This is a genomic window from Streptococcus parasanguinis (genome assembly GCF_015557775.1).
GTDB lineage: Bacteria > Bacillota > Bacilli > Lactobacillales > Streptococcaceae > Streptococcus > Streptococcus parasanguinis_AA.
The window spans coordinates 213,427-235,387 of sequence record NZ_JADNOY010000002.1; the positions used below are offsets into that span (position 1 = coordinate 213,427).

The 21,961-nt window shown below is 42.3% G+C and carries 9 protein-coding genes; 8 read left to right on the forward strand and 1 reads right to left on the reverse strand.

What is annotated here, in order from left to right; translation table 11 throughout:
• The coding region (locus I2F76_RS10540; protein ID WP_229289663.1) for an SspB-related isopeptide-forming adhesin at positions 1–4,187 on the forward strand (4,187 nt) is incomplete at its 5' end.
• 435 nt (positions 4,188–4,622) lie between these two features.
• Here the strand turns inward: I2F76_RS10540 and I2F76_RS04085 are convergent.
• A complete protein-coding gene (locus I2F76_RS04085; protein WP_195487284.1) occupies positions 4,623–8,510 on the reverse strand; it encodes a glycoside hydrolase family 66 protein in 3,888 nt (1,295 codons plus the stop codon).
• Between the two features lie 364 nt (positions 8,511–8,874).
• Here I2F76_RS04085 and I2F76_RS04090 point away from each other — a divergent pair, with 364 nt between their 5' ends.
• From I2F76_RS04090 to I2F76_RS04120, 7 genes are all read left to right on the forward strand, one after another.
• Complete coding sequence (locus tag I2F76_RS04090; RefSeq protein ID WP_195487285.1) at positions 8,875–9,741, forward strand: ABC transporter permease; 867 nt, start codon at positions 8,875–8,877, stop codon at positions 9,739–9,741.
• A complete protein-coding gene (locus I2F76_RS04095) occupies positions 9,738–10,502 on the forward strand; it encodes an ABC transporter ATP-binding protein (RefSeq protein WP_195487286.1) in 765 nt (254 codons plus the stop codon). Before I2F76_RS04090 ends, I2F76_RS04095 begins: the two co-directional genes overlap by 4 nt.
• Before the next feature lie 798 nt (positions 10,503–11,300).
• Positions 11,301–11,843 (forward strand): hypothetical protein, encoded by a 543-nt coding sequence (locus I2F76_RS04100; RefSeq protein ID WP_023919753.1) that lies wholly within the window; start codon positions 11,301–11,303, stop codon positions 11,841–11,843.
• A gap of 204 nt (positions 11,844–12,047) precedes the next feature.
• Positions 12,048–13,709, forward strand: a complete 1,662-nt coding sequence (locus I2F76_RS04105; protein ID WP_195327011.1) for a ribonuclease J — start codon at positions 12,048–12,050, stop codon at positions 13,707–13,709.
• 70 nt (positions 13,710–13,779) lie between these two features.
• Positions 13,780–14,562 carry an alpha/beta hydrolase gene (locus tag I2F76_RS04110; RefSeq protein WP_003008948.1) on the forward strand — a complete coding sequence of 261 codons (783 nt, stop codon included), beginning with the start codon at positions 13,780–13,782 and terminating at the stop codon, positions 14,560–14,562.
• 383 nt (positions 14,563–14,945) lie between these two features.
• Positions 14,946–16,403 carry a glutamate--tRNA ligase gene (gltX, locus tag I2F76_RS04115; protein ID WP_151379418.1) on the forward strand — a complete coding sequence of 486 codons (1,458 nt, stop codon included), beginning with the start codon at positions 14,946–14,948 and terminating at the stop codon, positions 16,401–16,403.
• A 237-nt stretch (positions 16,404–16,640) separates the two neighbouring features.
• Positions 16,641–21,902, forward strand: coding sequence for an accessory Sec-dependent serine-rich glycoprotein adhesin (locus I2F76_RS04120; RefSeq protein ID WP_195487287.1), 5,262 nt, complete (start codon positions 16,641–16,643; stop codon positions 21,900–21,902).
• The last annotated feature ends 59 nt before the right edge of the window (positions 21,903–21,961 follow it).

A 21,961-nucleotide genomic window follows, 5' to 3' on the forward strand; every position in this document is an offset into this window, starting at 1 on the left:
GTCCTCCAGAAGAACCTAAGTTCCAACCAGAGAAATACGTTGTTTCTGAAGAGAAATTCGATATCACTGGTGACAAGCTCGTTGATGATGATAAAGAGTTAGCAGACAAGTACGCAGATACAAATGCGAACCCATATGCGGACGATGCATCAAACAACGAAAAACAAAACTTGAATACCAAGACTGTGAAACGTGGCGACAAGTTGGTTTACCAAGTATGGTTGGATACAACTAAATTCGACGCAGCTAACAAGGACAACATCCAATCAGTAGGTATCTCAGATGACTACGATGAAACTAAGTTGGATCTTGATTCTACTAAGATCAAAGCTTACGATTCAGTAACAGGTGATGATGTAACAGCTAAATTCGATATCGCTGTGAACAACGGTGTGATCACTGCAACTCTTAAAGATGGCTTTACGAAGTCACTTGGCGATGCGGAAAACACTCAAGTGATCGATACAACTAAGTTCGCCTTCGGACGTTACTACAAATTTGATATTCCAACAACAGTTAAACAAACAGTTAAAGCTGGTGTAGATATCGAAAATACTGCGGCTCAAGTTGTAAACTACTACAACCCAACCACTAAGAAGGTTGAAACACCAGAGAAACCAACTCAAAAACGTGTCAACAATGTTCCAGTACCAGTAGAATTTAACTTTACGAAACGTTTGGAAGGTCGTGAGCTTAAAGCTAACGAATTCAGCTTCGTACTTAAAGATTCAGAAGGTAAGACTCTTGAAACTGTAAGCAATGATGCTTCTGGTAACGTTAAGTTCTCAGCTCTTGAATTCAAGAAGGGTCAAGAAGGCGTACACAACTACACTGTAGAAGAAGTTAAAGGCTCAGACGCAACCGTTACATACGACACAATGAAAGCGAATGTAACAGTCACAGTTAAACACGATGGTACTGCTAAAGTTCTTGTGGCAACTGTAGGCGACATTGCGGATAAAGAATTTAACAACCGTGTAACTCCTCCAGAAGAACCTAAGTTCCAACCAGAGAAATACGTTGTTTCTGAAGAGAAATTCGATATCACTGGTGACAAGCTCGTTGATGATGATAAAGAGTTGGCAGACAAGTACGCAGATACCAATGCGAACCCATATGCGGACGATGCATCAAACAACGAAAAACAAAACTTGAATACCAAGACTGTTAAACGTGGCGACAAGTTGGTTTACCAAGTATGGTTGGATACAACTAAATTCGACGCAACTAACAAGGACAACATCCAATCAGTAGGTATCTCAGATGACTACGATGAAACTAAGTTGGAACTTGATTCTACTAAGATCAAAGCTTACGATTCAGTAACAGGTGCAGAAGTAACAGATAAATTCGATATCGCTGTGAACAATGGTGTGATTACTGCAACCCTTAAAGATGGCTTCACTAAGTCACTTGGCGACGCAGAAAACACTCAAATCATTGACACGACTAAATTCGAATTCGGACGTTACTACAAGTTCGACATCCCAACAACAGTGAAAGCTGATGTACCTGGTGGTGTAGATATTGAAAATACTGCGGCTCAAGTTGTAAACTACTACAACCCAACAACTAAGAAAGTTGAAAAACCAAGCAAACCAACTGAAAAACGTGTAAACAACGTTCCAGTTGAAGTAGAATTCAACTTCACTAAACGCTTGGAAGGCCGTGAACTGAAAGCCAACGAATTCAGCTTCGTTCTTAAAGATTCAACTGGTAAAGAAGTTGAAACTGTAAGCAATGATGCATCTGGTAACGTTAAGTTCAAAGCTCTTGAATTCAAGAAGGGTGACGAAGGTGTTCACAACTACACTGTAGAAGAAGTTAAAGGTTCAGACGCAACCGTTACATACGACACAATGAAAGCGAATGTAACAGTCACTGTATCACACGACGGAACAGCTAAAGTTCTGATCGCGACTGTAGGCGACATTGCGGATAAAGAATTTAACAACCGTGTAACTCCTCCTGAAACTCCAGAATTCAACCCAGAGAAATACGTTCTAAACGAAAAAGAATTTGACTTAACAGGAACTTCATTATTAGATGATGATAAAGAATTAGCAGACAAGTACGCAGATACAAATGCGAACCCATATGCGGACGACGCATCTAACAACGAAGCAGCAAACATTAACACTAAATCAGTTAAACCAGGTGAAAAACTTGTTTACCAAGTATGGTTGGATACAACTAAATTTGATGCAAACAACAAAGACCATATCCAATCAGTAGGAATCTCAGATGACTACGATGAGGCAAAAGTCGACGTTGAAGCTTCAGCTATTAAAGCATACGATGGTAAGACTGGTGCGGATGTAACAGCTAAATTCGATATCGCTGTGAACAACGGTGTGATTACTGCAACTCTTAAAGATGGCTTCACTAAGTCACTTGGCGATGCGGAAAACACACAAGTGATCGACACAACTAAATTCGAATTCGGACGTTACTACAAGTTTGATATTCCAGCAACTGTTAAAGCGGATGTTAAAGGTGGAGTAGACATCGAAAATACTGCGGCTCAAGTAGTCAACTACTACAACCCAGTAAGCAAGACTGTTGAAAAACCAAACAAACCAACTGAAAAACGTGTAAACAGCGTACCAGTACAAGTAGAATTCAACTTCACTAAACGTCTAGAAGGACGTGAGCTTAAAGCCAACGAATTCAGCTTCGTACTGAAAGATTCAACAGGTAAAGTTGTTGAAACTGTAAGCAATGATGCATCTGGTAACGTTAAGTTCTCTAAACTTGAATTCAAGAAAGAACAAGTAGGCGAACACAAGTTCACAGTTGAAGAAGTCAAAGGTACTGACGGAACTGTCACTTATGATGCGATGAAAGCAGTAGTAACTGTAGAAGTTAAACATGACGGAACAGCGAAAGCTCTCATCACTAACGTAACAGATCCAGCGGATAAAGAGTTCAACAACCGTGTAACACCTCCAGAAACTCCAGAATTCAACCCAGAGAAGTATATCCTGAATGAATCTAAATTCGATCTTACAGGTGTGAAACTTCTCGATGATGATAACGAGTTAGAACATAAAGTTGCGGACACAAATGCCAACCCATATGCGGATGGTACTGCCAACAACGAAGCTCAAAACATCAATACGAAGACACTCAAGAAAGGTGATAAAGTATACTACCAAGTATGGTTGGATACAACTAAATTCACTGAAGCACACAATATTCAATCTGTTGGTGTTACAGATAAATATGACAGTGCGAACTTGACTGTCAACGGAGCTGATATTAAGGCATACGACTCTGTAACAGGAGAAGATGTAACAGCTAAGTTTGATATCAAGGTTGAAAACGGTGTGATTACTGCAACATCTAAAGCAGACTTGACTAAGTCACTTGGAGACGCAGAAAATACACAAGTTATCGACACAACTAAGTTGGCCTTTGGACGTTACTACAAGTTTGAAATTCCTGCAGAAATTAAACAATCTGCTCAAGATGGTGTGGACATTGAAAATACAGCTTCACAAATCGTACACCAATACGATCCAACTAAGAAGACTGTAGAAAAACCAGAAAAACCAACTGAAAAACGTGTAGTCAACATTCCAGTTAAGGTTCAATTCCAATTCACTAAGAAATTGGAAGGTCGTGCATTGAAGGCTGGTGAATTCAGTTTCGTTCTTAAGGACGAAAAAGGAAATGTGATCGAAACCGTAACCAATGATGCGGCTGGTAAGATCACCTTCTCAAATCTTGAATTCAAACGTGGTGAAGAAGGAACTCATCTCTACCATGTAGAAGAAATCCGTGGCACAGATTCTAGCATCGAATACGATAAGATGGTTGCCACTGTGGGTATTATGATTAACAAAGACGGTAAAGTATTGACGGCTATTACTCAGTTGCCAGAAGATACAGAGTTTAACAACACTGTTATTCCGCCAACAACACCGCCAACAACACCGCCAAATACACCACCAACAACACCACCGAATACACCACCGACAACACCGCCGACAACGCCACCAACACCACCAACACCACCAACAACACCGCCAACACCACCAACGCCACCAACACCAACAACTCCTCCAGCTCCAGCACTTCCTGAAACTGGTGAAGAACAATCAGCATCTGCTGCATTGTTAGGTGCTGCACTTGGTATGGTTGGCCTTGCGGGACTTGCAAAACGCAAGAAACGCGAAGACTAAAATTGAGGTGACATCAGCAAACTTGTTGATGAGGTGACAATTTTAGATCCAACAGGAAGAGGCTTTGCTCGAAAGAGCAAGGCCTCTTTGTTTGGTATTGGAAACTTAGAAAAACATGCATAAATGTGATGAAAAAGTTTCAGTAAAATTCTATATATTCATTTCATTCGGTTACTAGTTTCAGTAAAATTCCATTGACTTGAAGTAGAGAAAACAGTATACTAGTAAAGCAATTTGATCTTTCAAACTGCCGGCAACAAGGGGAATGAATCCACTTTGAATTGGAATACAGTAGGGTTTGGAGTGGTAGTACTTCACACCCTTATTGTCGTCAGTCACCCTCATAAACGGGACATAGACTCCGAATGAGTTGTATAAATATAAAAAAACTTCCTTGGAACAGAATTCCATAGGAAGTTTCTTTGTGTTTGGGATCTACTCTTGTTTCTTTTTGTAAGGGATAAGACTGGACAAACCTGCTAAGAGGCCAAGTCCAAGTAGGGCTAGCTGAGAGGTTTCTTCACCTGTTGCAGGTAGATGAGTTCCTTCTTGAGGGGTGTTAGGAACAACTTCAGGGAGTTCCTCTTTTTGGCTTGTTGTTTCAAGAGGTTTCTCCTCTTCTTTGTTAGAGAGAAGTGGTGATCCCTTTTCTTCATGAGTGTCAGTTGTTTTTACTTTTGTCACGGAAGGAAGAGGGCTGACTGTTTCTTCATTTTCTGTTTCTTGGGATGATTGTGGAGTAGGGATTTCTTTGACCTTGTAGGCAAAGATCAAGATGGTTGTTCCCACTTCTACGTTCCCAGTTTGTTCAGCTGCACCGATCCGTTCATAGATGTGGCAGTCGTAGGAGATCTCATCTGGTGCGCTAGCGACGTAATGAGTTCCATTGTCCACATTTGTTGCAACAGCAAGCTCTGGTTGCAATTCAGTGTTAGTATCTTGGATGACAAATCGCGCGATGACCGTTCCCGTAGCTAACTTGTAATCATAGATGACAGTTTTCGTTCCCTTAGTGACTGTGCCACTTGGATCAGCAGAATCAGCACGGTGTCCAACTAGATGGTAGATACGACCATCTTTTGTGATTTCTGTTGGGGCCTCACTGGTGTACTTGGTGCCGAAATCTACCTCTGTAGCGAGGTTTTGCGCCTCTCGCAGATCAGTGTCACCTCCCTCAGTGAGGAATCGTACTCTGACCGATCCTTTGGCGATAGCATAGGAAATAGCGGTATCAGCTGTTGGAGACTCAGGGCTTGGAAGAAGATAGCCTTTGGTTTCGTCAAGTGGATCCACAAGGTTTAAGACTTGTCCACGAGCATCTTTTGGCTCTAATCCCTCTACGTAAGGAAGGATAGCAGTAGGAGATGCGATGGCAGTAGGATTTGTGGGATCATTTAGATAAGTGATCTCTTTTTGAGCATGGGCTGGTTCTTTACCAGTAGCATAGCTGATCCTATAGGCACCGACTGGGCGATAGATGACCGTATCTGTGATGTCTGCTGCATCAGCATGAATGCCAGTATGTTCTCCTGCTTTTGTCAGATTCGAAGAGGTGGTATCAGTCGATTCTTCTGCTACGACAACATAGTCTTTTTTGACGGGATTTTCAAGAGCTACAAAGCTTGTGCCGTCTTGCGCTGTCCAGTCTTCAAGACTTGTCTCGCCTGTCACCAAATTGATGGTACCTTTGCGAGTGAAATGAAGGCTGTCAGTTTGATCAGCTATTCCTGCAGGCTGGCGGTTAGATCCATCCTGGTCCTCTGTTACATAGGTCACCGTACGGGTCACTGTTTTAGATAAATGATCCAGATCAGCCGTTGTTTGACCAGCTGGAGCTAGAGGAGTTGGATAGACACGACCTTCGCTGTCTCCTGGAACAACTTGACCGGCTTGGATGGGCTGTGTTGCAGAAAATTCTACAATTTTTGGTGCCAAGCGGACAATAAACTCTTGAACGCCATCTTCATTGGTGTTGGTAGCGTCGCGGTCAAAGTTTGGTTGTCCGTCTGCATCGAAGCCATTCTCTACTAGTTCATAGCCTTTCTTCAAATAGTTGGCAATGGTTTCTTTTGTCGAGTAGTTGATCTTTTCACCTGTATGACCAACCAAGTCACTGGAACGTTCGAGCTCAACCCCGTTTTCGTCTTGATAAAGAACATGAGCGGCTTCATTGAGTTTGACATAGAGCATGTCCCATACATCAAGACTAGGAACATCGAGAGCAGCCATCCATTGGCCAGCCCCTCCGTCATAATAAACATTTGCGCTTGTTTCTCGGAGGTTGATGTTGTATTTTCCTTCAACAGCATCGGGTGTTGCCCAGTAAATGCTGGCGTGTTCAGCCTGGTCTTTTGTGATTTTTCCGAGTGGAACAAAAGCTTGAATATTGGTCAATTTTTCGGTTGTATTCACAGCGCTGTTCCATTTATTTTCAGTGATGCCGACCAAATTGATCAAGTGAGCAATCCGATCACCCGTCTTGGTTTCTTTTGTAATGGTATAAACAGTTCCAGGTTGAACCCCGTCAGCATTATCCAGGTTGGATCCGATGAAGTTGCCGTTTACCAGTACATTTGTATTGTCTACGATCCGACGAGTATCATGCGCCAAGGTTTCGCGCCCGCGGAGAAGTTCTTGATAAGCAACGATGAATTCTTGGTAGTTGAATTCTGCATTAGCAAAGTCAGCATTGACTGGTAGGTTTTGATTGAGATACCATTCTGCTTGGATCACCCCAAAACCTTTAGCATCTTGAGAAGTATTGAGGGCTGCAGTCGTCATATGGTAGCCACCACTCGCTGCGATAATAGCATCTGTCAGCAATTCGTTGTCTTTGCTGAGGGCTGATGCATTTTTACCACGATGGGTATAGGCTGCGATGATAGGAGATTTCCCCTTGTATAAATCACGCATCCGTTCGGTAAGACGCGTCAAGGCTTGGTAGGTAGAGTCATAGGCAATGCTATCTCCCCAAACTTCCGCATAAGGTGCAGAGACATTGGTCTTACCTAGTCGATCAGCATCTCCAGTAGAGATATCGTTGATCATGAAGTCATAGCCTTCTTTTTTGAGGGCCTCTGTTGCAGCTGTGGCTAGTTCTGGATAGTGTTCGCTCAAAGAGAAGCCTTTTCCAGGTTCACTGACTTTTTCCACCCAGTTAGAGCCCATGGTATCCCCTTGCCATCCATCAAAATTCCCTTCTTTCATGGCTTTGGTCATGACTTCGATGATAAATGTTTGCCAATTTGGATCACCCGGATCGAGAAATTGTTGGATATCGGTCGCTGTGACATCCCCCTTTTTACCAAAGTTGAAATGGTCTTGTAGATTGCGAACAATGGCACTTTTCACTTCATTTGGAACCCCTTCTTCGAGGGAAACCGCATAAATCATGTTATAGAGCATGGCTTTGGCACCAGTCGTATGGACATGATCCACCAGCTCTTTGACTGCTTCTGTATCGATGACAGGTAAGTAGGACTTGCGTTTGTCAGGATCTGTTTCGCTATTTGGAATCAAGAAAGTCGCCCAATCTTGAGTGAAACGTTCAACATTTGCCGGGAATGGGTTGGCAGGTGTATTGTAAACGTCGTAGAAGAAGTAGTTGTTGATATGCATATTGGCCAATTGGTCAATACTATTCTTGTAGCCGTCTACCTGATCATTGGTGATGGAGTTGTGATTGTCTTTTGAGCCGGCGACCACCCCATAACGTGGGTAGATCGTCCAGTCATCTTCAACAGCAAGACCCGCTGCCTTATGAAATGCTTGGGAGCCATCTGCTTTCTTACCAAGGACATCAACGATAAATCCAGCATTAGGTGAAAAGACCGTACTTGGAATTGTCAGTTCGCCGCCTTCAACGTTTTTCTTTTCATAAATGACCTGATCTAAATGAGAGACAGTGATATCAGAAGAAACCACTTCAGGGTTGTTGATGGAGATCCGAACGTCTTCCCCACTTTTATAAGTCGCTTTATCAAAGGTGACGTCGTTGGTGATTTTTGGAGTATTATAAGTAGTTGCTGGAGTTGCACTGACCGGTTGAGTGGCAGTTACAGTTGGTGTTGTTTCCGATGGCGAAGAAGTCGCTTCCGTCGTAGCACCTTCCTCACTAGTAGTGGTAGGAGTACTGGTATTGGTTGCTACTGGTTGAGCGGTTGCTGTGATTTCAGAAGTCGGACTGGTGTTGACCTCGTCAGCCATGGCAACAGAGCTTACCATCAAGGCTCCAAAAAGGGTAATCATAGAGACCAATGCCTTGTTGCGTTTGCGGAAATAGCCGTGCCCTTTTTCAGAGACACTATTTTTTTGTTGTTTCATTTTTTTCTCCCACATACAGTCTAAATAAGTAAATCAACGTTTCTGTATTATTTGTTCATTTTATACCAAATAAGTATACGATTTTTCACTAGATAGTGTCAATTTTGGAAAGAAAGTGAATTTGATGTTTTCATAAAAGTGCCAGAAAAAAGCTTTAAATGTGAGTTTTTAAATATTGATATTTATATCCAAAAAAATATTTACAAAAAAATGAACCGCAAAGATAATTTGATTCGTTTTTTCGATATAAAATTGAACAAAGCGCAAAAGTAAAAAAATAAATGCAATGAGAAGCATCAATTTCCTATAGGTTCTCCTCCCTATTTATGTTACAATTAAACTACTATTATCGAAGGGAGAAACTATGATTAATTCAATTGTTTCACAAGGTTTGATTTGGGCCATTTTAGGGTTAGGAATCTTTATGACGTTCCGAATTCTAGATTTTCCAGATATGACGACAGAAGGTTCTTTCCCGCTTGGAGGAGCGGTGGCGGTGACCTTGATTACCAAAGGGGTCAATCCACTCCTTGCGACGCTGGCTGCTATTGGAGCAGGGTGCTTGGCAGGACTTGCGACGGGTCTTCTCTACACAAAAGGGAGAATACCAACACTCTTATCAGGGATCCTTGTGATGACGTCTTGTAACTCGGTCATTCTATTTGTCATGCAGCGGGCCAATTTGGGACTTCTGGGCTATAAAAAAATTCAGGAATTTCTTCCTTTTGCCAGTGGGTTCAATGAGATTCTGATTGGCTTGATTTTCGTCACGCTTGTGATCCTTGGTTTGATCTTCTTCTTGGATACACGCTTGGGTCAAGCCTATATTGCGACAGGGGACAATCCAGATATGGCCAAGAGCTTTGGGATCAACACAGACCGGATGGAATTGATGGGCTTGGTCATTTCAAATGGGATTATTGCTCTATCTGGTGCACTGATGGCCCAGCAAGAAGGCTATGCGGATGCTTCGCGTGGAATCGGTGTCATTGTTATTGGGCTTGCCAGCCTCATTATTGGAGAGGTTCTCTTTTCAAATGTCACCTTGACAGAGCGCTTGCTCAGTATTGCGATCGGATCGATCGCCTACCAATTTTTGATTTGGGCTGTGATTGCCCTTGGCATCAATACCAGCTATATTCGAATCTTCAGTGCCTTGATCCTAGCTATCTGTCTGATGATTCCGACCTTTAAAGAAAAAATCATGAAAGGAGCGAAACTCAGTAAATGACAGTGATTGTAGAATTAAAAAATGTAACCAAGTCTGTGAGCAATGGGATGAATGAAGAAAAAGTCATTCTGGATGATGTCTCCTTAGAAATTCGAGAACATGATTTTATCACGATTTTGGGGGGCAATGGAGCTGGAAAATCAACCCTCTTTAATACGATTGCAGGAACCCTTCCAGTTAGCAGTGGAAAGATCTATATTCTTGGGGAAGATGTGACCACATACTCTCCAGAAAAGAGAGCCAAATACCTATCGCGGGTTTTTCAAGATCCTAAAATGGGAACTGCACCCCGGATGACAGTGGCAGAGAACCTCTTGGTAGCGAAGTTTCGTGGAGAAAAACGTAGCTTGATTCCGCGCCACTTGGCAAGCTATAAAGAAGAGTTTCAAGCAGTTCTTTCTAAGATTGGCAATGGCTTAGAAAATCATATCGACACAGCGGTTGAATTTCTTTCAGGGGGACAACGCCAGGCTTTGAGTCTGTTGATGGCTACACTGAAACGTCCAGAACTCTTGCTTTTAGACGAACACACCGCAGCCTTGGATCCAAAAACGAGTCAGGCTCTGATGACCTTGACCGATGAGTTTGTCAAACAAGATGCTCTCACTGCCCTTATGATTACTCACCATATGGAAGATGCTTTGAAATATGGCAATCGCTTGATTGTTATGAAAGATGGACATATCGTCCAAGATCTCAATCAAGAAGAAAAAGCCCAAATGACCATCGCAGACTACTATCAATTGTTTGAGAAAGACTAAGATACAAAGCCCGTAAAATGGGAGTAGGACAGAAGCGACATCACTTAGGTTGTTTGATGTAGAAGTAGTTTGTCTGCATGCTAGAGAGTGGGACAGAAATCGGTAATTCGTTAGAATTCGATTTCGTCCTCCCACCTCCGCACAGTTGAGTAGGGCTGTAAAAGCTGATGAAATCAGCGTACTAGAGCCCACTCAACCACTGCGTCTTGCTCGACAATCCAAAAATAATTGAGAGGCTAGGACTTTTGTCCCAGCCTCTTTTCTTTTTCTTAAATCATCAATAAAACCGCATAAAAATTGGAACTAGTTTCAGCTGAAATCGCTTGCAAATACTCAGGTAGGTGAGTATAATATAGTTAGAAAGATAAAGAAGGGATTGATACCAATGCCTTATCGAGTTAAAATTTAGGTTACTTCGTTTTAGGCCTGTTTTGCTGATATCTGTTCATGCTCTTATCGTAAATGAGCAGTCATGTCGTGTGTGTCGGATCGGTTGGACGGTCGGGCAAACCTGCTTAGTTTGTCCGGAGACATAAGAAAACGTGGAAATAGTAGGTAGAAGCTTTTTGTAAAGGTTTTCAAACTTCAATGCGTCCAGTCGAAAACTCATCATTTGGATTTGGAATAGCAAAGAAAACCTCTGGTATTTTACGCAAATACTATTAAATGAAATCAACATCATAAACATTGTTTTGTTAGCCAAAAGGTTAATTGCACCAAGTCAGTGAAGCAGACCAGGCCTCTAGTCCCGTAAGACTGGAGGCCATTTTTATAAAATACTCAGGAGGAGGTGAGAGTATGGGATTGTCGTATGCGCAAGAATATAGTTGCCGTGACCATTTCCGGCAGAGAGCTTTTGAGCGATTTGGCGTAGATGATCAGCACCTGAACCGGTGGATTAACCAACATCTCCCCTCTCTCTCCCCTTATGATAGTGACGTGGTTCAGCCGGCTAATACAAAAACTTATGTAGCTAGTGACGGTGTCATCTTTGTTTGCAATGTAAAAAGTCGGGAATTCATCACCTGTTTTAAGGCGGTAAATTACCAAGAGCCCAAGGAAGAAGAGGAAGCTTATACGGATATTCACGAAAATAATGTCGCTTCCTTCAAAAAAGATGTGAACTACCTAGTCAATCGCTACCGACTCAAGGAAGCCAAAGAGCTGTTTGAAAACATTGGGGAGGACTTGGATGACTTTTATCGCCTGTCCCAAGCGGTCAAGAACGGCCAATTGAGCGAGCGAAATAGTAAGCGTCTAGAGGAATTGTTAGGCAAGTTTCATGTGATCAAGGCAGCTATGCGGATCATTGAAAATAAACGGGGAGATTACCATCTTTAGGGTCTTTTCCCCCTAAAAATAGGCGCCTAGAAGTCCTCTCATCTACTTCAGATGAGAGGGCTTTTTTTGCTGTGGAAAGCTTTTTGAAAAAAAGAGAAAAAAATTGTATAATAGAGTGGATATGCAAGTATTTGCAAAACTGTAATTCGACTTGGGCGACCAAGGACCGTAAGTATTAAAATAATCACACTAAAGGAGACAACAGTGAGTAGTATTAAATTAGTCACTTTGGGCGGTGTTCGAGAAAATGGGAAAAATCTCTACGTTGCCGAAGTGAACGATTCGATTTTTGTCTTGGATGCAGGTTTGAAGTATCCAGAAAATGAGCAACTTGGGGTGGATGTCGTTATCCCAAACATGGACTATCTATTTGAAAACAAGGACCGCATTGCGGGTGTTTTCTTGACCCATGGTCACGCGGATGCCATTGGGGCCTTGCCTTATCTTTTGGCCGAAGCCAAAGTTCCTGTATTCGGGACAGAGTTGACCATTGAGTTGGCTAAACTCTTTGTCAAAAGCAATGACAGTGTGAAGAAATTCAACGACTTCCATGTCATCGATCAAAATTCTGAGATTGATTTTGGCGATGCCGTCGTCTCTTTCTTTCAAACAACCCACTCGATTCCTGAAAGTATCGGGATTGTGATTGGCACTCCTGAGGGCAATATCGTCTATACAGGAGACTTTAAATTTGACCAAACTGCCAGCGAGTCATACGCGACAGACTTTGCTCGCCTAGCTGAGATTGGACGTGAAGGCGTACTCGCTCTCTTGAGTGACTCGGCCAATGCGGATAGTAATATTCAAGTTGCCAGTGAGCAAGAAGTAGGCGATGCCATCTTAGATACGATTGCAGACTGGGATGGTCGTGTCATCGTAGCGGCGGTAGCCAGCAACCTCTCTCGGATCCAGCAGGTCTTTGATGCTGCGGCTGAGACTGGCCGTCGAGTGGTCTTGACAGGGTTTGATGTGGAAAACATCGTCCGCACAGCTATTCGCTTGAACAAATTGTCTCTTGCCAACGAAAAACTCTTGATCAAGCCAAAAGAAATGAGCCGTTTCGAGGATCATGAATTGATCATTTTGGAAACAGGCCGGATGGGTGAGCCGATCAACGGTTTGCGCAAGATGTCGATTGGCCGTCACCGCTATGTGGAAATCAAAGATGGGGACTTGGTCTACGTCGTCACAACGCCATCTATTGCTAAAGAAGCTGTGGTGGCTCGTGTGGAAAACATGATCTACCAAGCAGGTGGCATTGTTAAATTGATCACGTCAAGCTTGCGCGTGTCTGGTCACGGAAACGCACGGGACTTGCAGTTGATGATCAACCTTCTTCGTCCTAAATACCTCTTCCCAATCCAAGGGGAATACCGCGAATTGGATGCTCATGCACGAGTAGCGATGAAAGTTGGTATCTTGCCTGAAAATATCTTTATTCCAAAACGCGGAACGGTGATGGAATACGAAAAGGGGGACTTCGTCCCTGCCGGTAGCGTCTCAGCTGGAGATGTCATGATTGATGGGAATGCTATTGGTGATGTGGGCAATATTGTCCTTCGTGACCGTAAGGTCTTGTCAGAAGACGGGATCTTTATCGTGGCGATCACCGTGAATCGCAAAGAGAAGAAAATTATTTCTAAAGCGCGCGTGCACACCCGTGGTTTTGTCTATGTCAAGAAGAGTCGGGATATTCTTCGTGAAAGTTGCGAATTGGTCAACCAAAGCGTTGAAGACTATTTGGCACAAGACAGCTTTGACTGGGGTGAGTTAAAAGGTTTGGTACGCGACAACTTGTCTAAGTTCTTGTTTGAACAAACCAAACGCCGTCCAGCCATCCTACCAGTCGTGATGGAAGTGAAATAATAGTAGAAAACGAAACGCTTGGCAGCCAGAGGTTTGCCGAGTGTTTTTAACAGTAGAAAGAGGAAATCAAATGGCAGTTATGCAGATTGAGTATTATTCAGAAGCCTTGAAGATGGAGTGGGGCGTGTCCGTCCTTTATCCCGATGCATCGCGCGTAGAAGATCCAGCGGATACGGATATTCCAGTTCTCTATCTCTTACACGGGATGAATGGCAACCACCACTCCTGGTTGAAGCGGACTAATGTGGAGCGCATTTTGCGAAATACCAATCTGATCGTGGTCCTGCCTAATACCAATAATGGCTTTTACACAGATACCCAGTATGGCTACAACTACTACACGGCCATTGCAGAGGAATTGCCAGAGACTCTTTCTCGCTTCTTCCCTAATATGACCAAGAAACGGGAGAAGACCTTTATTGCTGGTCTATCTATGGGAGGCTATGGATCGATGCTCTTGGCTCTCAAGACAAATCGTTTCTCCCATGCGGCTAGTTTTTCCGGTGCTCTGAGTTTCCACGATCGGGACTTTGAAAACAATGACTTGGAACAACCAGCTTTTTGGAAGGGGATCTTTGGAGAGATTGAGGATTGGACGACCAGTCCCTATTCGCTAGAGACTGCTGCCAAGAAGTTTTCAGATAAGAAGACCAAACTCTGGATCTGGTGTGGAGAGCAGGATTTCCTTTATGAGGCCAATAATTTTGAAGTCAAGGAACTAGAAAAGTTAGGTTTGGATGTCACCTATACCCACAGCCCAGGCAAGCACGAATGGTTCTATTGGGAACGTGAGTTGGAGCACTTTTTACAAACCCTACCAATCGACTTTGAATTAGAAGAAAGACTAAGTTAAGATACAAAGGGCGTAGCGGATACAGTCAAAATAGGGAGTAGGACAGAAGCGATATCATTTATAAACGCTTCGTTGTCCTACCCCCACAAGGCTGATTAGGTATTCTTCTGAGCTTAGAAAGCGACAGAAGAATCCAATCAGCTACTGTGTCTTGAATTAATTGCTATTCAGCTTGCGTTTTTGACACAATCCGCAGCCCGTGTTCGTTTAATAAGATACAAATAGATTGGATATCAGTCAGAGCATTTGTTCTGGCTTTTTTTATATATAGGAAGAAAAGCTAGAAAGGCCACTTATTCATTTCAGTCCTGCTTTCTTTGTGGTATAATAGGAACGATTGAAAAATGAGCTAGAAATAGCGAACAAGATAAGAGGAGAGAAATATGGCAAAAGATATTCGTGTGCGTTATGCACCAAGTCCAACAGGGCTACTACACATCGGAAATGCTCGTACAGCATTGTTTAACTACTTGTATGCGCGCCACCATGGTGGAACCTTTATCATCCGTATCGAAGATACGGACCGCAAACGTCATGTCGAAGACGGAGAACGTTCACAGCTTGAAAACCTTCGTTGGTTGGGCATGGACTGGGATGAAAGCCCTGAGACGCACGAAAACTACCGCCAATCAGAACGGCTACCACTTTATCAAAAATACATCGACCAACTCTTGGCGGAAGGAAAAGCTTACAAATCTTACGTCACTGAAGAAGAGTTAGCGGCTGAACGTGAACGCCAAGAAGCTGCGGGTGAAACACCTCGCTATATCAACGAATATCTCGGCATGAGCGAAGAAGAAAAAGCTGCTTATATCGCAGAACGTGAAGCAGCGGGCATCATTCCAACGGTTCGTTTGGCAGTGAATGAGTCTGGTATCTACAAGTGGCATGATATGGTCAAAGGCGATATCGAGTTTGAAGGTGGCAATATCGGTGGGGATTGGGTCATCCAGAAGAAAGATGGCTACCCAACTTACAACTTTGCCGTTGTGATCGATGACCACGATATGCAAATCTCTCACGTTATCCGTGGAGATGACCACATTGCTAACACACCAAAACAGCTCATGGTTTATGAAGCGCTTGGATGGGAAGCACCTGAGTTTGGTCACATGACTTTGATCATCAATTCTGAAACTGGTAAGAAGTTGTCTAAACGGGACACCAACACCCTTCAATTTATCGAAGATTACCGTAAGAAGGGCTACCTTCCAGAAGCAGTCTTTAACTTTATCGCTTTGCTTGGTTGGAACCCTGGTGGGGAAGACGAAATCTTCTCTCGCGAAGAACTTATCCAGCTCTTTGATGAAAACCGTCTCAGCAAGTCTCCAGCGGCTTTCGACCAAAAGAAAATGGACTGGATGAGCAATGAGTACATCAAGAATGCGGATCTTGCGACTATCTTTGAAATGGCTAAACCATTCCTTGAAGAAGCAGGTCGTCTAACAGACAAGGCTGAGAAATTGGTGGAACTTTACAAACCACAAATGAAGTCAGTGGATGAAATCGTTCCATTGACAGATCTTTTCTTCTCAGACTTCCCAGAATTGACAGAAGCAGAGAAAGAAGTCATGGCTGGTGAAACAGTGCCAACTGTACTTGAAGCCTTCAAAGCAAAACTTGAAGCCATGTCAGACGATGAGTTTGTGGCAGAAAATATCTTCCCACAAATCAAAGCGGTTCAAAAAGAAACTGGGATCAAAGGGAAGAATCTCTTTATGCCAATCCGAATCGCCGTTTCAGGTGAAATGCATGGTCCTGAATTACCAGATACCATCTACTTACTTGGACGCGAAAAATCCATCCAACATATTGAAAGCATGTTGGAAAAAATCAGATAATTATCAGGAAAGTCCCTATTAAATGGGGATTTTTGTTTTACCTCTAAAGTAAAAGTATTATAGGATTTTTTCAAAAAATTGCCCCGGTTTGACAAATTGATCCTACTGAAAACGATTTTATCACTATCTAAAACAAAAATTATAAAAAAATAGCAATAATTAAGGATAATTGCTTCCAAAAATCGACAGATTAGTCTATAATGTTAGGGAAATAAAAAATGTAATAAGGAGACAGAAATGTTTTTTAAACGTTCGAACGGTGAATTCCGTGAAACAGATCGTGTGACTCGTTTCAAATTGATCAAATCAGGTAAAAACTGGTTGCGTGCTGCGACTTCTAACTTTGGTCTTTTGAAAGTCATTCGTGGTCAAGTCGAAGAGACTGTTGTAGCTGAAGTGCGTGAAGACGCAGTATCAGTGAAAGAAATGACAAGCCGTGGCTTGCTCAAAGGGATCGTAGCAGCAGGGGCTGTTCTTGGTGCAGCTACAGTAGCGAATACTGCCAAAGCAGATGAGACAGGATCAGACGTTGCGACTGCATCTGAGCTTTCAAGTGAAGCTCTTGTAGAACAAGGAAGTACAGTACTTGGTACAACTTCAACAACAGAATCTCAGTCTGAATCAACAACTGAGTCAACAACAGAATCAGCTAGCGCTTCTGCATCTGCAAGTGCTTCAACCTCTACAAGCGTATCTGTATCTCACTCAGCTTCATTGAGCGAACAAGGTTCAGCAGAACTTTCAGCAGCTTCAAGCGAATCAACTGTAGCAGCTGGCTCTGAAGCAAGTGTAGAAAGCACTACAACAGTAGCGAAAGCTGAAGATAAAGTTGTTTTGGAACAAAACACTTCAGAAGCAGCATTGTTGAACAAGATTGCAGGAGACTACTCAACAACTGTATCAGCTCCAGAGAAGAAAGCAGCACTTGATGCGGCCATTTCTAAAGTTCAAACTGAATTGACAGCAAGCAACAGCTTGATCAACGCAAATGCATCAGCGCAAGCATACGCAGACCAACGCGAACGCTTGAGCAAGTCAGTAGATGACATGATGGCAACCTTGACTGCAACAGGCTTTACTGGCAACACAACAGTGAATGGTGCTCCAGCCATTTCAGCACAGTTGGCTCCAATCTCAACAAGCACTACTGGTAGTGTAGATACTACACCAGTTATTACAAATGCAAATGGTGCAACGATTGAAGATGCAGCCTTCAATAAATCTGGTTATGCTTTGGATCCAAACGCTGATCGCTTCACTTTTGGTGTATGGCAATTCCTTAAAACAAACCATACTACTGGTGCTAAAACCAACTTTGATTACTATGCTACTCTTTCAGTAGACCGTTCTGCCATCACTGGTAGCCTTTCAGCTAACCCAGATGTTTACTTACGTATTGTGAAGAAATCGGATGGTTCAGAAGCTTACACACGTACTATTCATGCTGGTGAAAGCAATATCTCTCTTCCAAACTACATCACAAACAATAACTCTGATGTAACAAATACTTTGACTTATACAGGTGCTAACGGAACTGATCCAGGTAACGTAACCTTCTCATTGGTAAACGATAACCTTGAGTATGAAACACTTCAAATTCGTGATACCAACTACCCAGGTAACGAAAATGAAGATAAACCAAACGTTCAAACTTCTGTTCCTTATGCGAAAGCTGATCAAACTACTTACTATAAAGTTGTTGATAGCAGCAAGTACACAAAAGGACAAACTTATACACCAACTGGAAATGAAACAGTCCTTGCAAGCTATACGCAAACAGGTCTTGCAGGTCAACAATTCACAGCTTCAGGAAACCGTAATATTGAGGGGTATGAACAAGTTCCAGCAACAACAGATACAACTCAAAAAACATCTGGTATCCTTGGTAAGGGTGTCGTTGGACAAAAACTTGTCGAACTTCAAGGTGGAGCCAACCACTATTATGTGAAACGTATTTCTGAAATCGTGGATACAAATGGCTCAACTGTAACGAAATTCTACGCCCTTGATCCATCACAGGTTAACAATTTTGCTACATCAGATATTGGTACTGAAGATGTATCTAAGTACACACTCATCTATACAAGTAAAGTTAACAAAGCTGGGGAAGAGTGGAAGGCTGATGAGTCTAAAGTTACAAAAGTAAACAGCAAAAACGGTGACTATCATATTGATGTCACTGAAACTGCCGGAAGCAAATCGCTCGTTATTACTGGTTGGCAGTCTAATACTGAGAAAGTTAATCTAACTCATGACGAAACCAAGGTTACTGAAGCATTTGACAAACCATTTACAGGTGCTCCAGATCCTTCATTGACTCCTGCTGGTAAAGGAAACAACGATTGGAACTTGATCGCAGGACGTAATGCTGATATTGTTGCAAAATCTAAGGTAACTCAACCAGATGGAAGCATTACTTATACAGAGTTGAAAGGTTACTCTTCATTCTCAAACAACTACTCAATTCCAACTGCGATTAAACCATCGACTGATGTGAACTATTACTTTGTTAAGTCAGATGAAAAAGGAAGTGTTTACGTTCACTATAAAGATACTGAAGGAACAACTATTAAAGCTTCAGTAACAGATGAAGATAAACAACCTATCAACAAAGCATATGACACAGTAGTAGATAACCGTCCAGATACAATTGAGTACAACGGTAAAACTTATGAGTTGGTACCAGCAGGTACATATACTGTTGGTCAAGTCGACTCAGATGGTCACCTTACAACTTCAGATGATGTTAAAGGTTCAGTTGCTAAAGAAGATAAAAATGTAACGTATATCTATAAAGTGAAAGAAACACCAAAAGAAGGTGAAGTTGTTATCACTTATGTAGATACGAAAGGTAACGAAATCCAAAAATCTCGTCAAGATACACCTAAATCTCCATATGATACACCATATGATACAACTGAAAAAGGTGAAAAGCCAAATATCATCAAGACAACTGATGGTAAGACATATAAAATTGTTCCTAAAGGTGATTACCCAGTAGGAGATGTTGATGAAAACGGTCATTTGAAGTCTTCAGACCCTATTACTGGTAAAGTTGACAAACCAAAATCAACCATTACTTACGTTTATGAAGAAGTTGGAAGTGTCTTTGTTCATTATAAAGATATTAACGGAAATACGATCATGGGATCTGTTATTGATGAGCAAGATCAACCACTTGATAAGGATTATGATACTGTAGTAGATAATCGTCCTAAAGAAATTAAATTTGAAGGTAAAACTTACGAACTTGTAGAAGCTGGTAATTACCCAGTAGGTCAAGTTGACAGCCAAGGTCACTGGACAGGTGATGATGATACGACTGGTAAAGTGGCTTCAGGTGAGAAGAATGTTACTTATATCTATAAGTTGAAAGACGAATCTCAATCAGATTCAGGTTCAGCATCAGAATCAGCTTCACAATCATTATCAGAAGTTGTATCTAACTCACAGTCTATATCAGAACAAGCTTCTACATCATTGTCTGAATCAGTACAGGAATCAGCATCGGTATCAGCATCTGAGTCATCGTCGTTGAGCACGTCTGCGCAAGAATCAGCAAGCCAATCAGCATCAGAATCAGCGTCAGTATCGGCATCTGAGTCAGCATCGTTGAGCACATCAGCTTCAGCATCAGCATCAACTTCAGCAAGTCAATCAGCATCATTGAGCACATCGGCTTCAGCATCAGCATCAACTTCAGCGAGCCAATCAGCGTCATTGAGCACATCGGCTTCAGCATCAGCTTCTGTATCAGCTAGTCAATCAGCATCATTGAGCACATCGGCTTCAGCATCAGCTTCTGTATCAGCTAGTCAATCAGCGTCATTGAGCACATCAGCATCAGTATCAGCATCTGAATCAGCATCTGCATCTGAATCAGTATCAGCGTCATTGAGCGCATCAGCGTCTGAGTCAGCATCAGTATCTGCGAGCCAATCAGCATCATTGAGCACATCGGCTTCAGCATCAGCATCTACTTCAGCAAGCCAATCAGCGTCATTGAGTACATCAGCGTCTGAATCAGCATCAGTATCAGCGAGCCAATCAGCGTCATTGAGTACATCAGCGCCTGAATCAGCATCAGTATCAGCGAGCCAATCAGCGTCATTGAGCACATCGGCTTCAGCATCAGCTTCTGTATCAGCGAGCCAATCAGCATCATTGAGCACATCAGCATCTGAATCAGCAAGCGTATCTGCAAGTCAATCAGCATCATTGAGCACATCAGCTTCAACATCACTTTCTACATCTGTATCACAATCAGCATCTAACTCTTCATCAAATTCTGAAAGTGAAAAACCTCAAGGTGAAGTTATTATTACTTATATCCGTGAGAATGATGGTAAGGAAATTAAAGTCCAACGTCAAGATACTCCTAAGTCAGACTACAACACGCCTTATGACACTACTGAGAACGATGAACAACCTAAGTACATTGAGTTTGAAGGTAAGAAATACGAACGTGTACCGGCTGGTGATTATCCGGTAGGTAAAGTTGATAGTGAAGGACATCTTGAAACTTCTGATCCAATCAAAGGTAAAGTAGAAAAACCAGTTTCTAAGATTACTTATGTTTATAAAGAGGTTAAAGAAGATCCAACGAAACCTAAAGAAGGTGACGTAATCATCACTTACGTAGACGAAAATGGTAAAGAAATTCAAAAACCTCGTCAAGACACACCAAACTCACCATATGACACACCATATAACACAACTGAGGAAGGTGAAAAACCTAACACTATCAAGACTCCAGACGGTAAGACTTACAAGATCGTGCCGAAAGGTGACTACCCAGTAGGTAAAGTTGATGGCGATGGACACTTGGAATCATCTGATCCAATTAAAGGTAAAGTTGATAAACCACGTTCAATCATCACTTACGTTTACAAAGAAGTGAAAGAAGAGCCAACTCAACCTAAGGGTAGCGTATACGTACACTATGTAGATGAAAATGGTAACACTATCAAGACTTCAGTAGTGGATGAAAAAGACCAACCAGTAGGTAAAGACTACGATACAGTAGTGGATAACCGTCCTAAGACAATCACAACTGCAGATGGTAAAGTCTATGAATTGGTCCCACAAGGTAACTACCCAGTAGGTAAGGTTGACGGTGAAGGTCACTTGACAACAACTGACCCAACAACTGGTAAAGTTATCGAAGGTGATAAGAACGTTACTTATGTTTACAAACTTGTGAAGACTCCAAACGTTCCAACACCAAACACTCCAGTGCCACCAACTCCAACACCAAATACTCCGGTAGATCCAACACCTAATAAACCAATGGATCCAACACCAAACACACCGGTAGATCCAACACCTAATACACCAGTGAACCCAGTTCCTGAGCAACCAGCTCAACCAGCTCCAGCTCTTGAACAACTTCCAAATACTGGTGAAACAGGATCTGTAGCTTCAGCTCTTCTTGGAGCAGTTGCAGGGGTTGCAGGGGTTGCAGCACTTGGACGTCGCAAAAAGGAAGATGAAAAATAATCTTCTATCCTAATTTGATTCGGTCATTTCAGGTATGTGGGAAATGAAAAAGGATCCAA

What these genes read in the sequence shown, in the direction of transcription:
- I2F76_RS04120 (WP_195487287.1), top strand. Translation starts at nt 16,641, where the DNA reads ATGTTTTTTAAACGTTCGAACGGTGAATTCCGTGAAACAGATCGTGTG.
- I2F76_RS04100 (WP_023919753.1), top strand. Translation starts at nt 11,301, where the DNA reads ATGGGATTGTCGTATGCGCAAGAATATAGTTGCCGTGACCATTTCCGG.
- gltX (WP_151379418.1), top strand. Translation starts at nt 14,946, where the DNA reads ATGGCAAAAGATATTCGTGTGCGTTATGCACCAAGTCCAACAGGGCTA.
- I2F76_RS04090 (WP_195487285.1), top strand. Translation starts at nt 8,875, where the DNA reads ATGATTAATTCAATTGTTTCACAAGGTTTGATTTGGGCCATTTTAGGG.
- I2F76_RS04110 (WP_003008948.1), top strand. Translation starts at nt 13,780, where the DNA reads ATGGCAGTTATGCAGATTGAGTATTATTCAGAAGCCTTGAAGATGGAG.
- I2F76_RS04085 (WP_195487284.1), bottom strand. Translation starts at nt 8,510, where the DNA reads ATGAAACAACAAAAAAATAGTGTCTCTGAAAAAGGGCACGGCTATTTC.
- I2F76_RS04095 (WP_195487286.1), top strand. Translation starts at nt 9,738, where the DNA reads ATGACAGTGATTGTAGAATTAAAAAATGTAACCAAGTCTGTGAGCAAT.